This is a genomic window from Pseudomonas sp. TH04 (assembly GCF_016651355.1).
GTDB classification, from domain to species: Bacteria; Pseudomonadota; Gammaproteobacteria; order Pseudomonadales; family Pseudomonadaceae; genus Aquipseudomonas; species Aquipseudomonas fluorescens.
In genome coordinates, this window is the sequence record NZ_JAEKEA010000001.1 from 5,371,452 (window position 1) to 5,396,324 (window position 24,873).

Here is a 24,873-nt window from a genome sequence, read left to right on the forward strand (position 1 = left end):
CTGTTACGGGAGCGCAGGCCGGTATTTCGAGGAGCCAAGCGATGACCGAACAATTGCCCAAAGGCTACAGCCCGCGCCTGTACAACCAGGACTTGGGCCCACTGCCGCAAAAATGGACGTGGTACAACATTTTCGCCTTTTGGATGAGCGACGTGCACAGCGTCGGCGGCTATGTATTCGCCGCCAGCCTGTTCGCCCTTGGGCTGGCCAGCTGGCAGGTGCTGATCGCCTTGCTCGCGGGTATTTGCATTGTGCAATTGATCGCCAACCTGGTAGCCAGGCCGAGCCAGCAAGCTGCGGTGCCGTACCCGGTTATCTGCCGGCTGGCTTTTGGTGTGTTCGGCGCAAACATACCGGCGGTGATTCGCGGTCTGATCGCGGTGGCGTGGTACGGGATTCAAACGTACTTGGCGTCGAGCGCCTTGATCATCGTAGTGCTGCGCTTCTTCCCTCAAATGGCGGTGTATGCAGAACCGCATTTCGCAGGCTTGTCCTACTTGGGCTGGTTTGGTTTCCTCAGCTTATGGGTGTTGCAGGCTGCCGTGTTCTGGGCCGGCATGGAATCCATCCGCCGCTTTATCGACTGGGCGGGCCCGGTGGTCTATGCGGTGATGTTTGCCCTGGCCGGCTGGATTGTGTGGAAGGCGGGCTGGGCGAATATCAGCTTTACCCTTGCGGAAAAATCCTTGTCGGGCTGGCAGGCGGTTGGCCAGGTGATAGTGGCGACGGCGCTGGTGGTGTCTTACTTCTCCGGGCCTACGCTGAATTTCGGTGATTTCAGCCGCTACTGCCGCAGCATGCAGGACGTGCGCCGCGGCAATTTCTGGGGGTTGCCGGTGAACTTCCTGGCATTCTCGCTGGTGACGGTCGTGATCGTTTCGGGCACCTTGCCGGTGTTTGGCGAAATGCTGCACGACCCGATTGCCACCGTTTCGCGCATCGACAACAGCATGGCTGTGTTGCTCGGTGCCTTTGCCTTTGTGACGGCGACCATCGGCATCAATATCGTCGCCAACTTCGTGTCACCGGCGTTTGACTTCGCCAACGTCGCGCCGAGCAAAATCAGCTGGCGTGCCGGTGGCATGATCGCCGCAGTGGCCTCGATCTTTATCACACCGTGGAACCTGTTCAACAACCCGCTGATGATCCACTACACCCTGGATATCCTCGCCGCCTTCATCGGGCCGCTGTTCGGAATCCTGTTGGTGGATTTCTATTGGGTCAAAAAACAGAAAATCGATGTGGATGCGCTGTTCGATGACAGCCCGAGCGGGCGCTATTACTTCGATGGTGGCGTGAACTGGACGGCGGTCAAAGCGCTGCTACCGGCGACGCTGGTGGGCGTCGCGATCACCTTCACCCCGGCGTTGCAGGGCATGGCCAACTTTGCCTGGTTTACCGGTTGCTTTCTGGGTGGGCTGTTTTTCCTGATCCTGGCGCGGCGAGAACAGGTTCGCGTACCCGCGCCGATGGTTGCTGGCTGACAGCAGTGGCAGGGCGCAGTAACACCGCGCCCGCCACCAACAGGCCTGTACCTGCAATCACCAGGGCCGGTTGCAGGCCGCCGCTCAGATGACTGCTCACCGAGGCCAGCAGCGGCCCGCCCAATTGGCCGATGGCGAAGCTCGCCGTCAACAAGCCGGTGCTGCGTGGGTAGCCGTGGGGCGCGACGTCCCGCAAACGCTTCATCACCAGCATCATGCACGCCAGGAACGGCGTCCCGCACAACAACACCCCCAGGGCCAGGCCCCAGCCGTTGCCGAGTAAGCAGGCGAACACGCCGGCCGCTTGCAGCCACAGGGTTGTCATCAGCCAACGACGGGTGGTGTGTGGGTGATGGCGGCGCAAGCTCACCACCACGACCCCGATTGCGGCAGCGAGGCCGAAGCACGGCCAGAACAGATCGGCTTGCCACGCCCCTTGGAATTGCGCGCTGGCCATCTGCGACAGAAAGGTCGCCGGGATGATGTAGCCCAGACCGTACAGGCAATAAATCCAGCACAAATGCACGATGCTTTCGTTGCTGCCCGTGCGGGTGGAAGTCGGTGCAACCGTCGTCGTCGGTTGAGGCAAGAACGGCAGGATTGCCAGCAGCATGACCAGTGCCACCACGCCATAGACGAGCCACAATGTGGCAGAGCTTTGCCCCAGCAGGTTCGAACCCAGGGCCAGCAAACCGGTCAGCACAATCCCCAGCCCCGGCCCGGCAAACACCAAGGCCCCCAGGCGTGGGCGCCCGGCGTCAATCGCCAGCGGCTGGCTTAAACTGGTAATCATCACCAACGCCCAGGCACTCGCGACGCCCGTTCCGAAGCGCAGCAGCAGATGGGGCCAGAACCCCTGCGCCCAATACGACGCCAGCGTCAGCAGTACGCACAACCACAGCCCGCCATACAGGCGCCCGCGCACATGATGATGGCTGCGGGCAAACATCGAATCCACCGCACCGACGAAGTAGCCGAGGTAGTTGGCAGCAGCAATCAGCCCGGCGCCGGTCAGGTCGATCTGCCCCTCGCTGAGTAAATGCGGCATTTGCGGGGTGAGGGCGAAACGGCCAATGCCCATGGCCATCATCAAGGCGATAAAGCTGGCGAGTAAGCGAATCAGCGGTGACATGTTCAGGTTTCCTGCACGCAAGCGAAGACCTTCAGGCTAAAGCGGATTGACTTTCTGTAAAAATGAATAATAGTGAGTAACTTGTTCAGTTTTGGAGAAAGGTATGGAGTTCAGTCAATTGCGCATTTTCCAGGCCGTGGCGGAAGAGGGCTCCATCACCCGTGCGGCCGAGCGCCTGCACCGGGTGCCGTCGAACCTGTCGACGCGGCTCAAGCAAATGGAAGAGCAGCTCGGTGTGGAACTGTTTGTTCGCGAGCGTCAGCGGTTGCAGCTTTCTCCGGCTGGCAAAGTGTTGTTGGACTACAGCACCCGTCTGATCGCGCTGCACGATGAGGCCTATGGCGCGGTTCAAGGCGGTCAGCCGGCCGGCGATTTTGTGTTGGGCAGCATGTACAGCACCGCCGCCATTCATTTGCCAAAATTGCTGGCGCGCTATCACAAGGCTTATCCCATGGTGAACCTGCAAGTGCAGTCGGCGCCCAGTGGTGAACTGCTGGAAGGCCTGATTACCGGGCGCTTGGATGCGGCGTTGGTGGATGGCCCGCTGACCATTGCCACGTTGGACGGGGTGCCGCTGTGCGAAGAACGCCTGGTGATCATTTGCGAAGCCGATCATCCGCCGGTACGCGGGCCCCAGGATGTTGCCGGCCGCTCGGTGTTCACTTTCCGACGCAGTTGCGCCTATCGCACACGCCTGGAGACGTGGTTTTCCCACGAGCGGGTGGCCATGGGCAGGGCGATTGAGATCGAGTCCTACCAAGGCATGCTCGCCTGTGTGATCGCAGGTTCCGGTGTGGCATTGATGTCCGAATCCATGCTCGACAGCTTGCCAGGCAAGGACAGCGTGTCCGTTCATCCGCTGACAGGGCCTTTTGCTACTGCCACCACCTGGCTGATGTGGCGAAAGGGTATGCTCGGCGCTAACCTCAATGCGTGGATTGACCTGCAACAGGCAGGTCAAACCGGGTTTTTGCAGGACGCGCGCGCCATTGCCTGAACGATCCGGACTGATTTGGATCAATTCAGTAATAGTTCGTTGTGGTTTCGTTCAAGCATTACGTAGGACTTAGAGCTACTATCACTGTAGGAAAAGGCGACAGAATTCCCGCCGACCCGCATTACCCGCAAAGGGGGCAACCATGAAAGAGAAAATCCAGAACTGGCTCCATGACCTCGGCGTTGCGCTGGGCCTGATTGAGCCCCCGCTGCAACCGGTGCCGATTCGCACGGATGACGAGCAGCGCCGTCCACGTCGCCGCTAAGCGTACGGCTGATTCAGTTTAAATGTGGGAGCGGGCTTGCTCGCGAATCCGGTGTATCAGTCGGTAAAAAGTTGACTTGTACCCTGCATTCGCGAGTGAGACCGCTCCCACAGTTTTTTTGCGCAATGCAAAGAAACTGGGTGCGACATCCGACGGCGCGCCTGCGGTAGAAATCACTCTAAATCCCCTATCCCCTTGGTCGCCTGCGCCACCGACACGGCTGCCGGCGCGACAACACATTCGCCAATCCAACCGCCAGAATGATTTACACAATCGTCCAATGCTCGCTTGTCAGTTCGGCATTGCGTTTATGTGTAGGAATTGGACTGCCTAGCTATCAGAAACGGCTGGCTTATCTCGTTCTAAACATAGGCGTAGGTTGATTTCCGACAGGGAAGAGTTTGGATCTTTTGCGTTTCTACCCTCTCCTGAAAAGTACCCAAGCATGAATAGCAAACTTCACAGGTTTTTTACCTGTGAAGATCCAGACGCTCGAGGCGCCAGGTCAGAATTGTCGGAGACAAGCTATGCGGCTCTCTTCCGTTCCGCCAGTTACCACGTCGCTCATCGCCACCACCGAGATTATTTTACATATCGCACCGGTGTCGAAAGGTTGGAGGGCTGACGCCCCTCACAACGTAGTGTTCTTCCCAGCAACATTAACCAAGCAAGTTCTGCTCTTACAGATCGCGCTCCTGCGGCCATCCATACTCATTGTCGCTGACCACACTATCGATGCAGATGTCATTGACCAATGGCGTACATCCCACCCTTTTGGGGAACTCTATCTGGTCCGCAGAGGTACGAGTCTGGATAAGGTGCACCTGGACCTTTGCCACTCCAATAATATTCGAGTGGTTAATACGCCCGGGGTCAACGCACCGCATGTGGCTGCGTATCTCGCACGCTGGCTGACCATGGCCGATGGCGCCATACCCCGTGAAGTCTGTGTGCTGGGCTACGGCAATGTGGGAAAGGCGTTGGTCAAATTGTTACTTGATCGAGACCCGGATGTTCGGATTAAGGTGCTGAGTCGATTCGGTCGAATGCCAGACACTCTCGGCAACACCTGCTCCGATTCCAGAGTGTCGTTTTGCGTAGACTGGCTTGAGGCGCTGAACGGGGCTTCTGCTGTCGCCCTCTGCGTATCCCTGAATGACGAAACCGTTCATCGTATTGATCGAGCCCTGATCCAGTGCCTGCACAAACAGGCTCGCCTGGTCTGTATCGCCAAACCGGATGTCTTTAGCGATGCTGCTTTGCAGACCCTGGCAACGGCGCCAGACATGCAGCTCGTATTGGACTATGGGCCTGCAACATTGGAGGCGTTTCGGATTCGCACACAGGCGCTCGGGTGTAGTGTCTCCACGTGGTGCAAACCGGCGACACTGACTACACAGGCTGCAACCACCGAAGCCTGTCATCGCGACCTTGACTATGCAGTCGCGGTGCAGCTCAGCCTGATCGCCCTGCATGGCCTGGTCAGGCGCAAACTTGCACAGTCACTGACGATCCCCCCTCAGCCGGTGCATGCCGGTGCGCCGCGCGTGTCGATCGTCGGCAGAGGTATCAACGGCCTTCTCCAAGCCGTGATGCTTCGCCTGGCCAATTATCAGGTCACGGTATACGGAGGGAATCAGCAGCGCGATGGCGCGAGCCATAAGCAGGTGAACATGCGCCATCTTTGCGCAACGGAGACCACTGCAAAGCCGCTCAATAACGATTATCTAACGCCCGGTAATCAGTATTTGGCTGTCGAGTGCAATCGCGCAGGCATCGAGTTGTTTGAAAAGCTCCTGGCCGACAACCCCTCCCTGGCACGATTTGCGCGGTCGCGGATTGTGCGAGCTTATCGGCACGACGCCGCTGGCATAGAGGATACGATCCGTGAGCAGCGCGATATTGAAAACAGGCCCTGGCCGAGTGGCAAGCCGGGAGGTGAACTTGCACAGATCAATCAACTGCAATTTCAGGCACGTTACGCAATCCCTGGAATCGGTCGAGCGATTGAGGTATCGGGTTACGATCTGGAATTTGTAAATCTCAAGGATGAAGTCGAGGCACTGTTGCAGCGCTCGGGGGTTCAGTTCCTGCCCCAGCGCCTCAACCCGATTCAAATTGCTGATCTGAGCCGAGAACACTTCGTCGTCACTGCCATGGGCGTAGAAGAACTGGAGGCAGTCGCGATCATTGGCTGGTTTTTCAAGCTGCGCGCGGTGGGTAATGAAGGTGCCGACCTGCGCGGGCTCAAGCTGCAATACGACCTGCCAATCGGCGTGATGAATTGCCGCTTGGACGGGGAGTTCATTCTGATTTCCGGCGGGCAAGTGCCGCCCGATTCTTCACCGGAGAATAAGGCGTCAATACTGGCGGCGTGTCTGGCCGCTGTTGCTCGGCACTTTCCAGAGGCCTACCGCAGGGCAATCGAACGTGGCGACCTGCACGTTATCGAATGTGCCAGGCCTGGCACTGCCGATGGACTCTCAATCGTTTACTGGTCCGCATACAATCGAATAGTGGCCGGGGCAACGTATGCCGCAGGCACAACGCAGGGACTGGTATGGGCCTCTTTGGTCCAGGAGCTCATCCGTGCAAGAGCGCTGGCGTGAAGGCTGGGATAGCTAAAAGTTGAGCGTTGAACCATAAAAAAACGGGTGCGACATCCGACGTCGCACCCGCTGAAGAAACGGCGCTAAGTTGCTTTATAGCTCAAACCGCGCGAGCCACCGATGCGTCCGGCCGTGGCGACAACACACTCACCACGACAAAACTCACCAGCCCTGCCGCCAGGCTGTAGTAGATCGGCGTGTTCGCATCCAACCCGTCCTTGAACATAAACACCAGCGCGGTCAGGAAGCCTAGGGTCATCGACGCAATAGCCCCCGAGGTTGTTGCCCGCTTCCAGAAAATTGCGCCCATCAGCGGGACCAGCATACCGCCCACCAGCAGGTTGTAGGCCAGGGTCAGGGCGCTGATGACATCATTGACCACCAGTGCGATTCCCAGCACGGCAATCCCCGTCAACATCGTGAACAGACGGTTGATCTTCAGGCTGGACTGCTGGCCACCGCGCAAGCGCGGCAGCAGGTCTTCGGTCAATACCGTCGACGCTGCAAGCAGGCCGGCGCTGGCGGTGGACATCATCGCGGCCAGTGCGGCGGCAATCACCAGGCCGCGAATGCCATCCGGCAACGACGCTTTGACGATGGCGGCAAACGCGTTGTTGACGTTGTCCAGGTTCGGCAGCAGCACATGCGCGGCCATCCCAATTAACGCGCACGCCAGGCCGTACAGGATGCAGTAGAAGCCGGCGAACGTTCCTGCGTACTGGGCGACCTTTTCGTCACGGGCGGTGAACACCCGTTGCCAGATGTCCTGGCCGATCAGGATGCCGAAAAAGTAGATCATGAAGTAGGTGATGATCGTGTCCCAGCCGATTTCGGTGAAGCTGAAATTCGACGCAGGCAACTGGGCCACCAGTTGATCCCAGCCGCCGACGCGGTACAGGCAGATCGGCAGCAGGATAAACATCAGGCCGACGGTCTTGATCACGAATTGCACGATGTCGGTCAGGGTCAGCGACCACATGCCGCCGATGGTCGAATACACCACCACCACGCCACCGCCCAACAGCACCGACACCCAGAACGGCAGGCCGAACAACACTTGCAGCACGGTGCCGATGGCCAGGATCGAGGTCACGCCAATCATCAGCGCGTAGGCCAGCATGATCACCGCACTCGCTTGGCGGGCCATGGGGTTGTAGCGTTTTTCCAGCACCTGGGTAACGGTGAAGATCTTCAGCTTCAGCAACGGTTTGGCCAGGACCAGGTTCAGCGCAATGATCCCGGCGCCCAGCGCGGCGCAGAGCCAGAAGCCGGAAATACCGTGCACATACCCCAGGCGCACCGTGCCGACGGTGGATGCACCGCCCAGCACGGTGGCAGCCATGGTGCCCATGTACAGCGACGGGCCCAGGTTGCGACCGGCGACCAGGTAGTCTTCGTGGGTTTTCGCGCGGCGCATGCCGTAATAGCCGAGCACGAGCATGCCGGCGGCGTAGATGAGTACGACGAATAAATCCAAAGCCATGACGGCGGGTCTCCGATTATCGTTTTTATGGGCGATCAGGCGGCTGGTTGCAGCGCCGGTTTAACGCGCGCATCCGTGCGCTTGCTGCGAGGGTCGGCTGGGCCGTAGACGGCCGCCGGTTCCGGGAACATGCGAAGCAAGCTCAGGTACACCACCGAGGCCAGCCCCAGCGTCACCGGCAAGCTGATGTCGATGCCATCGGCGAGGTTGCCCAATGGCCCGACAAACTGCCCCGGCAGGTTGACGAAGCACAGGCCCACCACCGCACTCGGGATCCAGGCGCCCAGCCCACGCCAGTTCCAGCCATGGCTGAACCAGTAGCGGCCGCCGGTTTCCCCGCGGGTAAACACCTGCAGGTCATCCGGGCAGTAGAAGCCTCGGCGCACGATCAGGCCGATGATCATCATCACCATCCACGGTGTGGTGCAGGTGATGATCAGCACGGCAAAGGTCGACACGCTTTGCACCAGGTTGGCGGCGAAACGTCCGATGAAGATGAAGGCAATCGACATCACCCCGATCAGCAACGTGGCCTTGACCCGTGACAGCAGGCGCGGGAACACGCTGGACATGTCCAGCCCCGTGCCATACAGCGACGTGGTGCCCGTGGACATGCCGCCGATTACCGCAATCAGGCACACCGGCAGGAAGAACCAGCTGGGCGCGACTGCCAGCAGCCCGCCGACGTAGTTGTTGGCCGCGATGTAGTCCGGCGCCTTGATTGCCACGATGGTCGCGGTGGCGAGGCCGAACAGGAACGGGATCAAGGTGGCGATCTGGGCGGCAACCACAGCCAGCATGATGCGCATTTTCGGTGTTTCACGCGGGATGTAGCGCGACCAGTCACCGAGGAACGCGCCGAAGGAAATCGGATTGCTCATGGCCACCAGTGCTGCGCCGATGAACGCGGCCCAGAAACCGGTCTGGCCCAGGGCGACCGTGCCGGCGAAGTGGCTATCGAACGCCGGTGCAAAGGCGAAGATCCCCAGCAGGAACAGCAGGCTTGCCGCCCATACCGCAATGCGGTTAACCCACAGCATGAAGCGAAAGCCGTAGATGCACACGGTGAGTACGAGCATGGCGAACACGCCGTACGCCAGGCCCAGGGTCAGGTCGTTTTCCGGCAGGCCGATCAGACGTTTCGCACCACCGACCAGCGCATCGCCCGAACTCCACACCGACAGTGAGAAGAAGGCAATCGCCGTCAGCAGCGACAGAAACGAGCCAACAATCCGCCCGTGCACACCAAAGTGCGCACCGGAAGACACCGCGTTATTGGTGCCGTTGATTGGCCCGAACAAGCCCATCGGCGCCAGGATCAGCGCGCCCACCAGCACGCCCAGCACAATCGCCCAGACGCCGGCCTGGAAAGAGAGGCCAAACAGCACCGGAAATGCGCCCAGCACGGCGGTGGCAAAGGTATTGGCACCGCCAAAGATCAGTCGGAACAGATCCTTGGGGCTGGCGCTGCGTTCGTGGTCCGGGATCTGTTCGACCCCGTTGGTTTCTATTTTGCGAATACTGTTTTCGTTGTTTTTATTATTCATGATCAGCTCCGATCACATTGGCTAATGGGGCGGCAGCCCTTCCGGCATAGCGGACAAATGTTCGTGACAGGCCAGCCACAGGCCTTCTTGTTGTTCTGTGCGCAGCCCTTGCCGTGTGAAGACAATGGTCTCGCGCTCCTGGCTAAAAAATTGCTCCCCGTTCATGCGCAACTCGGTGGCCACGTCATGAATCAATACCGCCACGTCGCCCTGCAGGCTGACAAAGGCGTTGCTTGAGGTGCAGGACAGCACCTCAAACCCCTCGTCCCGACGCCAGCGGTCCCACAACACTTGGTAGGCATCGCGGCTGAGCAGCGGCTGGGGGAGGGTGTAAAACACAAAGCTGGCATCGGCGGTGAACGCGCCGAAATAGGCGGCGCGGTCATTGCGCGCGAAGGCCGACACCAGGTCGGCCGCGGCTTTCAGCACGGCTTGCGCGCTCATCAACGATGCGCCACGCCGGGCAGTACGCAGAGCATCTCGTACAGCAGGTTGGCACCCAGCAGCGAGGTGTTGCCGGTGGTGTCGTAGGGCGGCGAAACTTCTACCAGATCGCAACCAATCAGGTCGAGGCCCTGGCAGCCACGGATGATCTCGATCGCCTGGATGGTGGTCAGCCCGCCGATTTCCGGGGTGCCGGTGCCGGGCGCCCAGGCCGGGTCGATGCCGTCGATGTCGAAGCTGAGGTACACCGGGCCGCCGCCGACTTTTTCACGCACTTCGGCCATCAGTGGCGCGAGAGAGTGGTGCCAGCATTCTTCGGCCTGGACCACACGAAACCCCTGTTTGCGGCTCCAGTTGAAGTCTTCGGCGGTGTAGCCCTGGGCACGCAGGCCGATCTGCACCACGCGGTCGCAATCGAGCAAGCCTTCTTCCACCGCGCGGCGGAAGGTGGTGCCGTGGGCAATTTTCTCGCCGAACATATGGTCGTTGACGTCGGCGTGGGCATCGATATGCACCAGCCCGACCTTGCCGTGTTTCTTGTGGATCGCCCGCAGGATCGGCAGGGTGATGGTGTGGTCGCCGCCCAGCGTCAGCGGGATCACATTGTGCTCAAGAACTTCGTCGTAGGCTTCCTCGATGATGCGCACGGCGTCGAGCAGGTTGAAGGTGTTGATCGCCACGTCGCCAATGTCAGCCACCGATAACGAATCGAATGGCGCGGCGCCGGTGGCCATGTTGTAAGGGCGAATCATCACCGATTCGGCACGGATCTCACGCGGCCCGAAACGGGTGCCGGCGCGCAGCGAGGTGCCGATGTCCAGGGGCACGCCGATAAAGGCCGCGTCCAGGCCTTTGGCCGTTTGCAGGTGGGGCAGTCGCATCATGGTGGCGATGCCGGCGAAGCGCGGCATTTCGTTGCCGCCCAGTGGTTGGTGGAAAATCTTGTCCACGGGATTGCCTCATCATTGTTTTGTTTATTAGGGGCCGATTCTGCGAAAAGCCCGGGGCAGGAAGAATCGGCAGGCGCAAATACTTAGTTCAGATTTTTCTAAACTAATGCGGGCAGGTAGACTGCTGCGATCAAACATCGGAGCCGACCATGGCCAACGCCTTGCCCGACCTGAAACTCCTGCGCATTTTCGTCAGCGTCGTGCGCCATCAGGGGTTCGCCAACGCCCAGCACGAACTCAACCTGTCGACATCGGCCATCAGCACGTATATGAGTCAGCTGGAGTCAGCGTTGGGGCTGGTGTTGTGCCATCGCGGGCGTGGCGGGTTCAGCCTGACCAGCAAGGGCGAGCTGTTCCATCAGGAAACCTTGCGCCTGCTCGGCGAGCTCGAAGGCTTCGAGCAATACGCCGCCGCGCTCAAAGGCGAGTTGCGCGGCACACTCAAGCTTGGGGTGCTCGACTCCACTGTCAGCGACAAGGCGTTGCCGTTCGCCGAAGTCATTGGCGCCTACAGCCTGGAACACCCGGCCGTGCATTTGCATTTGTCGGTGATGAGCCCTTACGAATTGCAGCTGGGCGTGCAGGACAACCGCCTGGACTTGGCCATCGGCGCCTTCTCCAACCGTATGAGCGGGTTGATCTACATGCCGCTGTACCGCGAGCAGCATTGGCTGTATTGCAGCACGCGACACCCGTTATTCAACGAACGGCGAATCCCCGAACAAGTGATTACCCAGCAACGCATGGTCGGTCGCGGTTACTGGAGCCAGGCCGAACTGGCGCGGCATGGTTTCAAACACAGCGCGGCGACCGTGGAAAGTATGGAGGCGCAGCTGATTCTGGTGCTCTCCGGCGCTTACATTGGCTACCTGCCCGAGCACTACGCCCAGGCCTGGGCCGACAAGGGCGACCTGCGCGTATTGCTGCCGGCAACCTTCGGCTACCAGGCGCCGTTCTCGATGATCATGCGCCGAGGGCGTAGCCGCGAGCCGCTGATCCAGACCTTCCGCGATCTACTCAAAGCGCAGCTCAATCAGGCCTGAAAACCATGTCCAGACCCCAGTGTTCCCGGTGCCTCAGGCCCATCACCCATTGCCTGTGCCCGCTGATCCCGAGCCTCGACAGCCGCACCCGCGTGTTGCTGTTGCAACACCCGAGCGAGGTCAACCACGCGCTCAATACCGCCCGGCTGGCGGCGTTGGGGTTGAACAATGCGCAGTTGGTTGTGGGCGAGGTGTTTGAAGACCTGGCCACGTTGTTGAACCCGCCGGGTTATCAGGCTCGGCTGTTGTTCCCGGCTGACGATGCCCAGCCTTTGCAAGGTTATACGCCTGGCGATCAGCCGCTGTTGCTGGTGGTGCCCGACGGCACCTGGCGCAAGGCGCGCAAGCTTTTGCACCTCAACCCGTTGCTGGCGGCATTGCCGCGCGTGACCTTGGCCGAGGGTGGCGTTTCCCGCTACAGGCTGCGCAAGGCCCCTGGCCCAGGTGCCTTGTCGACGGTGGAAGCCATCGTGCAAGCGTTGCAGGTACTGGAAGCGCCGACTTCATTTGAAGCCTTGCTCAAGCCCTTCGACGCATTGATCGAAGGCCAGATTGCGGCAATGGGGCCTGCGGTTTTCGAGAAAAATCACGGCTGACGCAAGGCGTTATATAGCTACCGGAATAACTGACGGCGCAGGGGTAGGCTGACCTTTTCAGGAATACAGAAATGGTCGAACCGATTACCAGCAGTGCGCCGCAGGACGAGTTGTCCGCATTCATGGCCGCGCAGCAAGGGCCTCTGATGGCGGGGCAGGAGTGGTCAGCCTTACAAGCCCTGGACGCTATACGCGAGGAACTCGGCGAGTTTTTCGGTGCGCTCGATGAAGCGGAAAAGCTTGAGTACGTGCGCCTGCAGAGGGCTTGTATTGATACTCAAAAAGCCTCTGAACTGTGCATTCGCGAGCTTACTCAAGCGTTTGAGCAGGAGGCGAAGGCGCAGTTGCGTGCCGAGTTGAAAGCCCTGACCGGCCAGGATATCGACCCCGCGGTTACGAGTATTCATACGCGCTATGTTCAAACGACAGAGCGTTTCCGGCGCGCGGCCCAGGGGGCGGACGGGGTAGAGAAGATCGCCAGCCTCAAGCTGTGGGACGCCGCCTGCATAAACTATGACGGTCTGACCGGCTGGAGTTTCCCCGGGCGGACTGGCTTGGCCGATGCCAGTTATCTGGATGAAGGGGTCAAAACGACTGCCGGCGATTTCATTACCCTGATACGCCGGCTCGATATCGGGCGGCGCCTCAAACGGCATCTGGAACAGGCGCTGCAGGCCAACAATCCGCTGGGCCAGCATCTCCTGGAAACGGCCACTGCCGAGTTCGAGTTTGCGTTGATAGAGGCTTTGAAAAACACCACGGCCAGTCGCGTCGACAGGGACAAATACCAGCATGTGAAACGCGCATTGGCCGGTGAGGCGAGCTGGGGACGTGTTGAGGAAATGCTTCTATATGTGCCCCACGGTGTGGACAACACCAGCTGGTTGCCTCAAACAATCGGCCTGACGGGGCTCTATATCGGCCCGCCTCCGGGTGACAGCCTGAAGGTTCCCCATATCGTTTTTGCTGTCGAGGGATGCAAAGGTGCCTTCAGTTTCTTCCCGAACCGGCCCGGTGGCTCGCTACGTCATCATGACAGTCACCGCGAGGCCTGCGAGGAGTTTCATGTGGCGTTCCATGGCTTCTACCGCCAGGGCAAGGTCGAGTGGCTGTATCAGATCATGTCATTGCGTGACTGCGCGCGGCTCAAGCAAATCGCTGCAATCACACCGCCACCTCCCGACCTTGAATGGCACGCCCGGCTGCTTTATCGGTTGGCAAAATCCATTCCTACCCTCAGCAATGTTGAAAAGATCGGCTATGTGCGCAACGTGGTGCAAAAGGTGCCTGTCGTCAGTCTGAAGGATGTCTACATCAGGCGCAGTCGAGACAGCCTGCAGGAACTGGCCAACGAAACGGCGGGTTTCATGTCGACGCTCATTGAGCTGGCACAGACCGTGATCAATGAGGTGATCAGCTTGCTACTGATCCCGGTGCCGGGGGCGTTGAAGGGATTGGGGCGAATACGCAATTTTGCGATGTTCGTCGCGTTGGAAAAGGCACTGGTCGAGGGCGGCTCCCAAGCGTTGCGAGGTGATCCTGGGGCGCTGTTGCAAGGTTTTGTTGATTTGGCCGATTTACTGATCAGTGGCCGGTTGCATACCCGGCTGGCCAAAAGCGTGAGGCGTCGCCATCAGCGCATCTATCAACACCTCTCGCAACCGCGCGGCGCTGCTCCCGATCATCAATCCCTTACAAGCCCCCAATTGCTGGAAAGAATGCTCGGCTCCCGGGATATGACCACTCGGGAACTGCAGTCTGTGCTCGACTCAAGCGCCACTTCACGACACACCTTGAACGAGGTGTGGGACGGTGCGCCTGCGCCGGCCTCTCTGGTCGATGCCGTACAGCGGTTGCGGGCCGACAGGCTGATCAAGTGGGTTGCGCAAGAAGCTGACCCTGGTCGCCCGGCGCCGGTGGAGGCCATTGAAGTCATGGCGCCCTTGCTCACCCAATTAGGCGACTGGCCGGTGGACACGGCGTTGAGCATTCGAAACCATCAAGGCCAGGAGACCCATCGCTACAGCAAGGATCCAGCGCAACCCACCACTGCGGTGGTGGCGGTGACGGTGTTGGAAAACGTTCAATTTGCCTACGCCACGCCGCGCCGCCTCACCGCCCATTTACCCCAAGCCATCGCAGGGTTGTTGCCGACGATTTTTGCCGGTGGGGAGCTGCTGCTTCGCCAGCAGTTGTCGGCGCTGGCCAAACGGCTGACATTCGATTTGTTTGACGCGCTCACGCAGTTCCCACAGTTCAGTCGGGCGATGGCGAGTGGCGCCAGGGCACCTGTGCGCAAGCTGTTGCCGGACATCATCGGGGATCAGGGGCCCATCCCGGCGGTGATTACGCAGTTACAGACCCTGCACCCGAAATTGAGCCGGGAGCGCTTAGTGGCAGTGTTGCGCGAACATCCGTTATCGCCGCATCAGCAAACACAGCTCCTGCGCTCCCAACGGCAACCCGAAGCGCTCCACAGCGCGTTGCGTGATGCCCGTAACACGGCACGCCGAGAGGCGATCATCGACGGTCTCTTCCATCCACGTCGGTTCAACCGGCAGACGCAGAATTGGGCCGCAGAATATGCTGGCGACGTGCTGCATAGCGTTAGCGGCCAAAGGGTGGTCACCAGCCCTGCTCAGCAAGCCGTGCCTTATGTTTCGCGTGGGGCTAAGGATCGGACGCTGGTCGTCATTGATCATGGGCAAGGGCGCTTCGCACCTTACAACCATCATCAGGCGCGCCAGGGCGAGACACTGACCGGCGCCGACAGTTTTTATGCGGCTGTCGTCAGCCAGATAGCCGACCTTGATCTATCTGTACTGGGGGCGAATGCGCAACAGGCCATCAGCGAATTCCGTTATAGGCTTGCGCAGGCCATGTTGCGTAACCGCGCGCCCGATGGTTCGTTTTATCCCAGCCGGCGTGATTTTTCGCAGTATGTGCATACCGTCGATACCTCGCGCATTGCCATCGCGCCCGACGCGCTTGGGCTTTACCACAAGGGGAAGGATCGTTACCTGTTCCTGGAGGGTGAATATTTCAAGCTCGCCCAAGCTGCGCCCGCATTGTCATGGCGGGCTGAGCATCCGTCGTTGAATGACGCCTACACACCGGTGTTGGCCCATAACGGCGCCGGCGCCTGGCGTCATGAATGGGAAACGCCGCTGAGCTGGGAGGGGCTGAAGCCGTTTTATCGCCTCGGGCCACTGGAGCGCGCGTTGTCGCCGGATGCCATTGGGCAGATACAGCAAATCAGCGGGGTGACACCGCAGGTTCTACGGCGGGTGCATGTGCGTAATGAGCGCGCACCGGTGTTGCTGCTGGAGACCGTCGAGCGTTTCAACGTTCAGCAGCGGGTGAAGGCGGGTGTGGAGCTTGGGCGCGACTTTTACCATCAAGTGCTCGCTGAGGTCGGGACTGAGGCCGCCGACGCGCTGGTCGGGAGGGCGGGAGCGTCTCGTGCCGATCAAATCACGGTGCTGGAGTCCAAGGTCGAAATAGATAAGCCTCAGATGGAACGGCTTTTTTTCAAGGCGCTGTGCCAGAAGCGCGCGCCGTCGAGCGACCCCTTGGCGCAAGTGCTGCAGCGTGATTTCCCCAGCCTGACCGCGGCGGTCGCCGAGAGCCTGGTGCATCAAGCCTCGCCTGATGAGGTGAAGCGCCTGACGTCTGGCCGCGTACCCCTCAGCCTTTCCCCTTGCATTCGTTGGTGGCTCAAGCAGTTGCGCAGGGCCAGGGCTTTGGAAGGCTTGTACTTGCCCGCCGCGATGAATGAAGACAGCGCGAAGTTGATCCTGCATGCATTGCCGGCTATCGCGGGTTGGCCGCAGCACGTGCGGGTAGAAGTGTGGGAGCGGGGGCAACGGATCGACAGCATCGGCCCAATCGATGGGGTACTCAAACGCCTGCTGGAGCCGACGGCCGGTCACTATCAAGCGTACCTGCCGCTTCCGAACGGCGACCGGCGAACGCTGGGAGCGCCGGGGGCTTTCCTGACTGTTTTACTCGGCGCGCTGCCGCCCCTTGAACGCCAGGCGTTTGGCTACACCCATGCGGGCGGGCTTGAAGAGTTGATGCAGGAGATTGGTCATCTGCAGGGCGCTGAGGGGGAGTTGGCGGACACACCCCTTGGCATAGGCTCGCCCCTATGGTTCAACCCACCACGACGCTTGGCTGACGGGAGGATTGGTTATCCGCTGAGTGGCGGTGAACACCTGGGGCCGACGGATCGCGAGCAAGTGGCGCGCATGCGTCAGTTGTTTCCGGTTAAAACCGATCAAGAGGTGTTTGACCTACTGGCGGACCTGAGTGATTCCGTCCGTGAGCGAGAGGAGGCGATCAATACCTTGTTCAGGGAGCGGGATGCCTTGAATGGGGTGCTTGAGCGTTGGTCTGCGCAAGAGGGTGAGGCGGCTCAGCACGCTGCACGCAGCGAGGCGGCTGAGCGCATTCGGCGGTGCTGGCGTAAAGAGGACTCCACTCAAGGGGTGATGTTCGAGCTTTACCTGGACGATTTGGCCCTGGATAGCCTGCCTCTGATGAGCGCGCACTTTGGTCATGTGAAGCAACTGAGCCTGAGAAACAACCGCTTGCAAACCTTGCCGAGTGACTTTTTCAGGCAGTTTCCGGCGCTGCATACACTGCTGCTCGACGGTAATCGTTTGGTGCATGTGCCCGAAAAATTGTCGGAGCTTCAGCATTTGCAGCGGTTGAGTGTGTCGAACAACCTTATCCGCCCCGATTTAGGCGATGTGCAGCAGCTGCAAGCCCTGACGCGCCTGACCGGTCTGGACCTGTCTCGCAACCCCTTGGGCAGGGGCAAACGGCTCAGCCTGTATGGGCTGGAGGCCCTGGCAGTGCTACTGCTCAGGAATACACAGATAGACCTGTTGCCAAAAGGGGCGGTGACCCTGCGAAGCCTGCGGATCTTTGATCTGCGCGACAACCTTATCAAGGTGCTGACCGCGTCTGATCTCTATCTTCATGAAAGCGTGCACCGCGCTATGAACCTGCATGGCAACGCACTTTCCCAGGCGACCTTGCAACTGCTCGGCGGCTACCGGGCACAGCCGCGCTATCAGAACATCGACTTTGGCCTGTGGCGCGACGGTGCACTCCCGCGGCCATCGGTTGAGCGCTGGTTGGTGCCCGTCCCACTCAGTGAAGTGTCGCGATGGCGGGCTGAATGGGCGCTGTTGGCGGGTGAGCAGATGGCGGATCGCTTTTTCGGCCTGTTGTGGAACCTGTCTTCTTACGCACCGCTGATTGCCCCGGAGCACCAAGCCCTGCGCCAGGCCGTTACGCAGCGCGTCTGGCAGGTGATTGAGGGGGCCAATCACAATGGCCGCTTGAAACAGATCCTGTTTGAGGAGCCTTTGCGCTTTATGTACGGGGGCATAGACGGTTGGCTGTTGTGCCTCAACGACATCGAACTGGCTATGTTGCCGGTGCAGATGCTCGCCGCAAACGTGGACGCTGCCGGCGCGGACTTTGTGAATTACTTCCGAGCCAAGCGACGGCTGGATTCCATTGGTCATCACCTAATGGCAGTTGCTCAGCCGTCCGGCCCAGAGACCTGCGCTCGAATCCTTGCCTATCGAATCGCCCTGGCCTCTGGTCTGGACTTGCCCATTGCACTGCCTGGGCGGTTTGATACGAAGGCCTCCGTACCAGACGCCAACTCCGTGAATGCATTACGTGAGCGTATTGTGCGTGAAGAGGTGGACTTCAATTGGCCGCAGAGACTCGTGGTTGAGGAATATTGGGAGGAGTTTCTGGAGCGCAAGTACCCGCAGCGTTTTGAGGCCGCGCTCAGGCAGTACCGGCGTGCGCTGGAACTGGCCACCGATAAAGTGGGCAGTGAAGACATGAGCGAAGGGGAGTATAAAAACTATCTTGAAACCCTTGCCGTGCTAATGCGCAAAGCCAGGACCAACCTGATCGGTGAGTTGACTGCGACGGAGTGGACCTCCTTGGAAATCGCCTGATTAAAGGCTTATGCCTTTTAGCCATAAACACCGCACTTTGCGTGATATGGCCCGCCGGCCTTTCCCGGTATGATGTTCGCCCCCGCAGTCTGGATTGCGAATACGCCATGACCTTGCAGTACCCTACAATCGCCGATTGCGTCGGCAACACGCCCCTGGTCCGCTTGCAACGCATGGCGGGTGAAACCAGCAATACCCTGTTGCTCAAGCTCGAAGGGAACAACCCGGCCGGTTCCGTCAAGGACCGCCCGGCGCTGTCGATGATCACCCGCGCCGAGCTGCGCGGGCAGATCAAGCCCGGCGACACCCTGATCGAAGCCACCTCGGGTAACACCGGGATCGCCCTGGCCATGGCCGCGGCGATCAAAGGCTACAAGATGGTGTTGATCATGCCCGACAACGGCAGCGCCGAGCGCAAGGCGGCCATGACCGCCTACGGCGCCCAGCTGATCCTGGTTACCCAGGAAGAAGGCATGGAAGGCGCGCGTGACCTCGCCGAGCGCATGGCCGCCGAAGGCCGTGGCGTGGTGCTGGACCAGTTTGCCAACGGCGATAACCCCGAGGCGCACTACACCAGCACCGGCCCGGAAATCTGGCGCCAGACCCAGGGCACCATCACCCATTTCGTCAGCTCCATGGGCACGACTGGCACCATCATGGGCAACTCGCGCTACCTCAAGGAGCAGAACCCGGCGATTCAGATCGTCGGTCTGCAACCGATGGAAGGTGCGGCTATCCCCGGCATTCGCCGTTGGCCCGAAGAGTACCTGCCGAAGATCTACAACGCGACGCGCGTGGACCGCATCATCGACATGGCCCAGCGTGAAGCCGAAGACACCACCCGCCGCCTGGCACGTGAAGAAGGCATCTTCTGTGGCGTGTCTTCCGGTGGCGCCGTGGCCGGTATGTTGCGCTTGTCCAAAGAAGTGCAAAACGCGGTGATCGTCGCGATCATCTGTGACCGAGGCGACCGTTACCTGTCGACCGGCATTTTTGACGAACCCAACTGATGGCCAAGCATGAGAGAGGCCTGCGCTTCCAACCGACCGGCGGCAGCCGGGCCCCGCAGATTCCGGTGGGCAAGAAGCAGCGCCTGAGCATCGAGCGCCTGGCCAATGACGGCCGGGGCATTGTGTTTTTTGAAGGGCGTACCTGGTTCGTGAATGGCGCGCTGGCTGGCGAAGAAGTCGAAGCGCGAGTACTGGGCACCCACGGTAAAGTGGTCGAGGCCCGTACCGAGCGCGTGTTCAAGGCCAGTGAGTTGCGCCGCCCGGCGCCGTGCATGCACTTCGGCCGCTGCGGTGGTTGCAGCGTGCAGCACTTGCCCCACGACGAACAACTCGCCCTGAAACAGCGCATGCTCGCCGAGCAACTGTCCCGCGTGGCCGGTGTCGAACCGCAAGAGTGGGCGGCCCCTTTGAGTGGGCCGGAATTCGCTTACCGCCGCCGCGCTCGCGTCGCGGTGCGCTGGGATGCCAAGGCGAAAAAACTCGAAGTGGGTTTTCGCGCCGTGGCCAGCCAGGACATCGTCGCCATCGATGATTGCCCGGTGCTGGTACAGGCCTTGCAACCGATCATGCAGCGTTTGCCGAATATGCTGCGCCGCCTGAGCAAACCCCAGGCGTTGGGGCACGTGGAATTGTTCAGTGGCTCCTCCATTGCCGTGCTGCTGCGGCACATGGCGCCGCTGTCCGAGGCGGACCTGCAGGTGTTGAACGAATTTTGCGCCTTCCATGAAGCCCAATTATGGCTGCATGGCGAGGGCCAGCCGGAACCGGTCGAGGCTGATACCGCGCTGGGCTATCGGCTGGAGCAGTGGGAATTGGCGCTGGCCTATCGGCCCGGCGACTTTGTGCAGGTGAATGCCGGTGTGAACGAAGCGATGGTCGCGCAAGCCCTGGAATGGCTGGCGCCACAGCCCGACGATCGGGTGCTGGACCTGTTTTGTGGGCTGGGCAATTTCGCCTTGCCACTGGCGCGTCAGGTGCGCGAAGTGGTTGCGGTAGAAGGCGTGCAGACCATGGTCGACCGGGCGGCACAGAATGCCGTCAGCAACAATTTGCATAATGTGCAGTTTTTTCAGGCCGATTTGTCCCAGCCTTTGACTGACGCAGAGTGGGCCAAACAGGGCTTTTCTGCGGTACTCTTGGACCCACCCCGTGATGGTGCCCTGGAGGTTGTGCGCAAGCTCGCCACGCTGGGCGCCAAGCGCTTGGTGTATGTGTCCTGCAATCCAGCCACGCTGGCGCGGGACACGGTTGAGTTGGTCAAGCAGGGCTACCGGCTAAAACGTGCCGGGATCCTCGACATGTTTCCACAGACAGCTCATGTCGAGGCCATGGCGTTATTTGAAGCGGGCTAGGATGCCCGTTTAATCCGACTGGCCTGTCGTCTCCTGGGCCGTGACCTGTCAGGGAGTAGTACGTAGCCTAGGGTTGCAGGGCTTGGGTTACGCAGCAGGTCAGCGATGATTTTTGGCGCATTGAAGGTGCGTCGTAGGGAAGGTAAGCAAGATGGTACAGGTGAGAGCACACCAGCCGATCAACACCGACGGCAGTATCAATCTCGAGGCATGGCTGGATCATGCCGTCAGTGTCGACCCGGCACTGGACCGTGAAGCCTTGAAAGCAGCCTGCGAGTTCGCTCGTGAGTCTGAACAGCAAGACAATGCGGCCAAAAACCTGTGGGCGGAGGGCACGTCAAGCTTTCGCACCGGGTTGGAAATCGCCGAGATCCTCGCCGATCTCAAGCTGGACCAGGATTCGCTGATCGCCGCTGTGCTTTATCGCGGCGTACGCGAAGGGCATATTGCGTTACCGCTGGTCAGCCAGCGTTTCGGTGCCGTGGTCGCCAAACTGATCGACGGCGTGCTGCGCATGGCGGCCATCAGCGCCAGCCTCAGCCCGCGTCAGTCCATGGTGCTGGGCACCCAGGGCCAGGTCGAGAACCTGCGCAAGATGCTGGTGGCGATGGTCGACGACGTGCGCGTCGCGCTGATCAAGCTGGCCGAACGCACCTGCGCGATCCGTGCGGTGAAGACTGCCGATGACGAAAAGCGCAACCGCGTGGCCCGTGAGGTGTTCGACATCTATGCGCCGCTGGCGCACCGCCTCGGTATCGGCCATATCAAATGGGAGCTGGAGGACTTGTCCTTCCGCTACCTCGAACCCGATCAGTACAAACAGATTGCCACGCTGCTGCACGAGCGGCGCCTTGACCGTGAGCGCTTCATTACCGACGTGATGGGCCAGCTGCGTTCCGAGTTGCAGGCCACCGGTGTCGACGCCGACATCAGCGGCCGTGCCAAACACATCTACTCCATCTGGCGCAAAATGCAGCGCAAGGGCCTGGCGTTCAGCCAGATCTACGACGTGCGCGCGGTGCGTGTGCTGGTGCCGGAAATGCGCGATTGCTACACCGCGCTGGGTATCGTCCACACCTTGTGGCGGCACATTCCCAAGGAGTTTGACGACTACATCGCCAACCCCAAGGAAAACGGCTATCGCTCGCTGCACACCGCAGTGATCGGTCCCGAAGGCAAGGTGCTGGAAGTGCAGATCCGCACCCACGCCATGCACGAGGAGGCCGAGCTGGGGGTGTGCGCGCACTGGCGTTACAAGGGCACCGACGTCAAGGCCGGGTCCAACCAGTACGAAGAGAAAATCTCCTGGCTGCGCCAAGTGCTCGAGTGGCACGAAGAACTCGGCGACATCGGCGGCCTGGCGGAACAGCTGCGGGTGGATATCGAGCCGGACCGGGTCTATATCTTCACCCCCGACGGCCACGCCATCGACTTGCCCAAGGGCGCTACGCCGCTGGACTTCGCCTACCGTGTACACACCGAAATCGGCCACAACTGCCGGGGCGCCAAGATCAACGGGCGCATCGTGCCGCTCAACTACAGCCTGCAGACCGGTGAACAGGTCGAGATCATCACCAGCAAGCACGGCACGCCGAGCCGCGACTGGCTGAACCCGAACCTGGGTTACATCACCACGTCGCGGGCGCGGGCGAAAATCGTCCACTGGTTCAAATTGCAGGCGCGCGACCAGAACGTCGCGGCCGGCAAAACCTTGCTCGAGCGCGAACTGGCGCGTCTGGGCTTGCCGCAGGTGGACTTCGACAAGCTGGCCGAAAAGGCCAACATGAAGATCGCCGAGGACATGTTCGCGGCACTCGGTGCCGGCGACCTGCGTCTGGCGCAGTTGGTCAACCTCGCCCAACAGTTGGTAGAGCCGGAGCGTGGCAGCGAGCAACTGGAGCTGATTCCACGCAAAGCCACCGGCTACAAACCGGGCAAGCGCGGTGATATCCAGATCCAGGGCGTGGGCAACCTGATGACGCAAATGGCCGGTTGCTGCCAACCGTTGCCGGGCGACGCCATCGTCGGTTACATCACCCAGGGCCGTGGCGTGAGCATTCACCGCCAGGATTGCGCCTCGGTGCTGCAACTGGGCGGGCGCGAGCCGGAGCGGATCATCCAGGTCAGTTGGGGCCCGGTGCCGGTGCTCACCTACCCGGTGGACATCATCATCCGTGCCTACGACCGTTCCGGTTTGCTGCGTGACGTGTCGCAAGTGCTGCTCAACGAACGGATCAACGTGCTGGCGGTCAACACCCGCTCGAATAAAGAGGACAACACCGCGTTGATGTCCCTGACCATCGAGATTCCGGGGCTGGATGCGTTGGGGCGGCTGCTGGGGCGGATTTCCCAGTTGCCGAACATCATCGAGACGCGGCGTAATCGCACACCATGAGTAGCTGGATGAGCGCGGACTGAAAATGTGGGAGCGGGCTTGCTCGCGAAATCGGTGTGTCAGTGCAAGATGCTTTGACTGACCCACCGCCTTCGCGAGCAAGCCAGCTCCCACATTTGATCTTCAGCGTTCCCACTTCTGCGGAAGAGACTGATGTATTCACTTGAAGACCTGCTGCACCTGATGAACCGCCTGCGCGACCCCACATACGGGTGCCCGTGGGACATCAAGCAAACCTACGCAACCATTGTCCCGCACACCCTGGAAGAGGCTTACGAAGTGGCCGACGCCATCGAGCGTGGCGACTTTGATCATCTGCAAGGCGAGTTGGGTGACCTGTTATTCCAAGTGGTGTATTACAGCCAGCTGGCGCGAGAAGAAGGGCGCTTTGAATTTGCCGGGGTGATCGACAGCATTACCCGCAAGCTCATCCGCCGCCATCCTCATGTGTTCCCTACGGGGGATTTGTATGCGCCGCTGGATATCCCGCAGTTAAGCGAAGAGCAAGTCAAGGCGCGCTGGGAGCAGATCAAGGCCGAAGAGCGTGCGCAGAAATCCGACGCGCCTGAGCAACTTTCCCTGCTGGATGATGTGCCTGCCGCCTTACCCTCGTTGTCCCGTGCCGCCAAATTGCAAAAGCGCGCCAGCCAGGTCGGTTTCGACTGGCCTGCGGCGTTGCCGGTGGTGGACAATGTGCGCGAAGAGCTGGATGAAGTGCTCGAAGCCATGGCCGATAACGATTCGGTGGCGATTGCCGATGAGGTCGGTGACCTGCTGTTTGCCGCAGTTAACCTGGCACGTCATCTCAAGGTTGACCCGGAAACTGCGCTGCGTGGTGCTAATGCCAAGTTCGAACGACGTTTCCGATTTATCGAACAGGCATTGCGCCAGACCCACCGTCCCATAGAAGATTGCACCCTCGAAGAGTTGGACGCCCTGTGGGGCGAAGCCAAACGTCAGGAAAAGAATGTGTCCAGCTGCGGTTGAGCAGTTGCCTAAGTGAGTAAGCACCATGAGCCTTTCCCTTCGCGACCAGTTGCTTAAAGCAGGTCTGGTCAACCAAAAGCAGGCCAAGCAGGTCGGCAAAGAGAAACAGAAGCAGCAGCGCCTGGTCCATAAAGGCCAGGCCGAAGTGGATGATACCCAGGCACGCCTGGCCGCTGAGGCGCATGCCGAGAAGGTCAAGCGTGACCAGGAGCTGAACCGCCTGCAGCAGGAAAAAGCCGAGGCCAAGGCCCGCACGGCTCAGGTCAAGCAACTGATCGAGACCTCGCGCCTGCCCAAGTTGACCACTGAGGACTACTACAACTTCGTGGACGACAAGAAGGTCAAGCGCCTGTCGGTCAACACGCTGATGCGCAACAAGCTCAGCAATGGCTCCCTGGCGATCGTGCACCACGGCGGCGGTTACGAGGTCATCCCGCGCGAGGCGGCGCTGAAGATCCAGGAGCGTGCACCGGAGCGCATCGTGCAGCTCAATATCCTCACCGAAAGCCAGGTGCCGGACGAGGATGATCCGTACGCCGCCTACCAGATCCCGGATGATCTGATGTGGTAAGGCTGTAAAAACATCCGT

General features: G+C 60.3%; 17 protein-coding genes. 12 read left to right on the forward strand and 5 right to left on the reverse strand.

From position 1 onward, the window contains the following. Positions 1–41: 41 nt before the first annotated feature. Positions 42–1,484, forward strand: a complete 1,443-nt coding sequence (locus tag JFT85_RS24195) for an NCS1 family nucleobase:cation symporter-1 (RefSeq protein WP_069551086.1) — start codon at positions 42–44, stop codon at positions 1,482–1,484. Here JFT85_RS24195 and JFT85_RS24200 read toward each other — a convergent pair. Beyond that, entirely contained in the window at positions 1,396–2,616 is a 1,221-nt protein-coding gene (locus tag JFT85_RS24200; protein WP_169875076.1) for an MFS transporter, read from the reverse strand. The two genes, JFT85_RS24195 and JFT85_RS24200, sit on opposite strands and share 89 nt — an antisense overlap. 103 nt (positions 2,617–2,719) lie before the next feature. Between JFT85_RS24200 and ptrR the strand changes: the two genes are divergently transcribed. From ptrR to JFT85_RS24210, 3 genes are all read left to right on the forward strand, one after another. Beyond that, a complete protein-coding gene (gene ptrR, locus JFT85_RS24205; RefSeq protein WP_069551084.1) occupies positions 2,720–3,613 on the forward strand; it encodes a putrescine utilization regulator PtrR in 894 nt (297 codons plus the stop codon). A 142-nt stretch (positions 3,614–3,755) separates the two neighbouring features. Beyond that, complete coding sequence (locus JFT85_RS28570; protein ID WP_003193089.1) at positions 3,756–3,878, forward strand: PA1414 family protein; 123 nt, start codon at positions 3,756–3,758, stop codon at positions 3,876–3,878. Between the two features lie 527 nt (positions 3,879–4,405). Beyond that, on the forward strand, positions 4,406–6,487 hold the full coding sequence (locus JFT85_RS24210) for an FAD-dependent oxidoreductase (RefSeq protein ID WP_201230581.1): 2,082 nt from the start codon (positions 4,406–4,408) through the stop codon (positions 6,485–6,487). Positions 6,488–6,587: 100 nt separating this feature from the next. On the opposite strand, the gene JFT85_RS24215 is transcribed toward JFT85_RS24210, so the two are convergent. From JFT85_RS24215 to speB, 4 genes are read right to left on the reverse strand one after another with little or no spacing between them, the layout of a single operon-like run. Further along, positions 6,588–7,970, reverse strand: coding sequence for a sodium:solute symporter (locus JFT85_RS24215; protein WP_201230583.1), 1,383 nt, complete (start codon positions 7,968–7,970; stop codon positions 6,588–6,590). Between the two features lie 35 nt (positions 7,971–8,005). After that, a complete protein-coding gene (locus JFT85_RS24220; RefSeq protein WP_053257376.1) occupies positions 8,006–9,517 on the reverse strand; it encodes a purine-cytosine permease family protein in 1,512 nt (503 codons plus the stop codon). 21 nt (positions 9,518–9,538) lie between these two features. Next, a complete protein-coding gene (locus JFT85_RS24225; protein ID WP_053257375.1) occupies positions 9,539–9,961 on the reverse strand; it encodes a YybH family protein in 423 nt (140 codons plus the stop codon). Beyond that, the gene (speB, locus tag JFT85_RS24230) at positions 9,961–10,911 is read right to left on the reverse strand and encodes an agmatinase (protein ID WP_078827085.1); all 951 of its coding nucleotides are present in this window, start codon (positions 10,909–10,911) and stop codon (positions 9,961–9,963) included. The genes JFT85_RS24225 and speB overlap by 1 nt, the downstream gene beginning before the upstream one ends. A gap of 149 nt (positions 10,912–11,060) precedes the next feature. On the opposite strand from speB, the gene JFT85_RS24235 reads away from it, so the two are divergent. From JFT85_RS24235 to JFT85_RS24270, 8 genes are all read left to right on the forward strand, one after another. After that, positions 11,061–11,954 (forward strand): LysR family transcriptional regulator, encoded by an 894-nt coding sequence (locus JFT85_RS24235; RefSeq protein ID WP_017134867.1) that lies wholly within the window; start codon positions 11,061–11,063, stop codon positions 11,952–11,954. Between the two features lie 5 nt (positions 11,955–11,959). Next, positions 11,960–12,550 (forward strand): tRNA-uridine aminocarboxypropyltransferase, encoded by a 591-nt coding sequence (locus JFT85_RS24240; RefSeq protein ID WP_053257373.1) that lies wholly within the window; start codon positions 11,960–11,962, stop codon positions 12,548–12,550. Between the two features lie 71 nt (positions 12,551–12,621). Next, entirely contained in the window at positions 12,622–18,540 is a 5,919-nt protein-coding gene (locus JFT85_RS24245) for an NEL-type E3 ubiquitin ligase domain-containing protein (RefSeq protein ID WP_201230585.1), read from the forward strand. A 107-nt stretch (positions 18,541–18,647) separates the two neighbouring features. Continuing rightward, positions 18,648–19,550 carry a cysteine synthase CysM gene (gene cysM, locus JFT85_RS24250; RefSeq protein ID WP_053257371.1) on the forward strand — a complete coding sequence of 301 codons (903 nt, stop codon included), beginning with the start codon at positions 18,648–18,650 and terminating at the stop codon, positions 19,548–19,550. Then, complete coding sequence (gene rlmD, locus JFT85_RS24255; RefSeq protein ID WP_053257370.1) at positions 19,550–20,902, forward strand: 23S rRNA (uracil(1939)-C(5))-methyltransferase RlmD; 1,353 nt, start codon at positions 19,550–19,552, stop codon at positions 20,900–20,902. Before cysM ends, rlmD begins: the two co-directional genes overlap by 1 nt. Before the next feature lie 151 nt (positions 20,903–21,053). Then, positions 21,054–23,297, forward strand: a complete 2,244-nt coding sequence (gene relA, locus JFT85_RS24260) for a GTP diphosphokinase (RefSeq protein WP_053257369.1) — start codon at positions 21,054–21,056, stop codon at positions 23,295–23,297. A 153-nt stretch (positions 23,298–23,450) separates the two neighbouring features. After that, positions 23,451–24,284 (forward strand): nucleoside triphosphate pyrophosphohydrolase, encoded by an 834-nt coding sequence (mazG, locus tag JFT85_RS24265; RefSeq protein WP_053257368.1) that lies wholly within the window; start codon positions 23,451–23,453, stop codon positions 24,282–24,284. 25 nt (positions 24,285–24,309) lie between these two features. After that, positions 24,310–24,855 carry a DUF2058 domain-containing protein gene (locus JFT85_RS24270; protein WP_053257367.1) on the forward strand — a complete coding sequence of 182 codons (546 nt, stop codon included), beginning with the start codon at positions 24,310–24,312 and terminating at the stop codon, positions 24,853–24,855. Positions 24,856–24,873 lie beyond the last annotated feature (18 nt).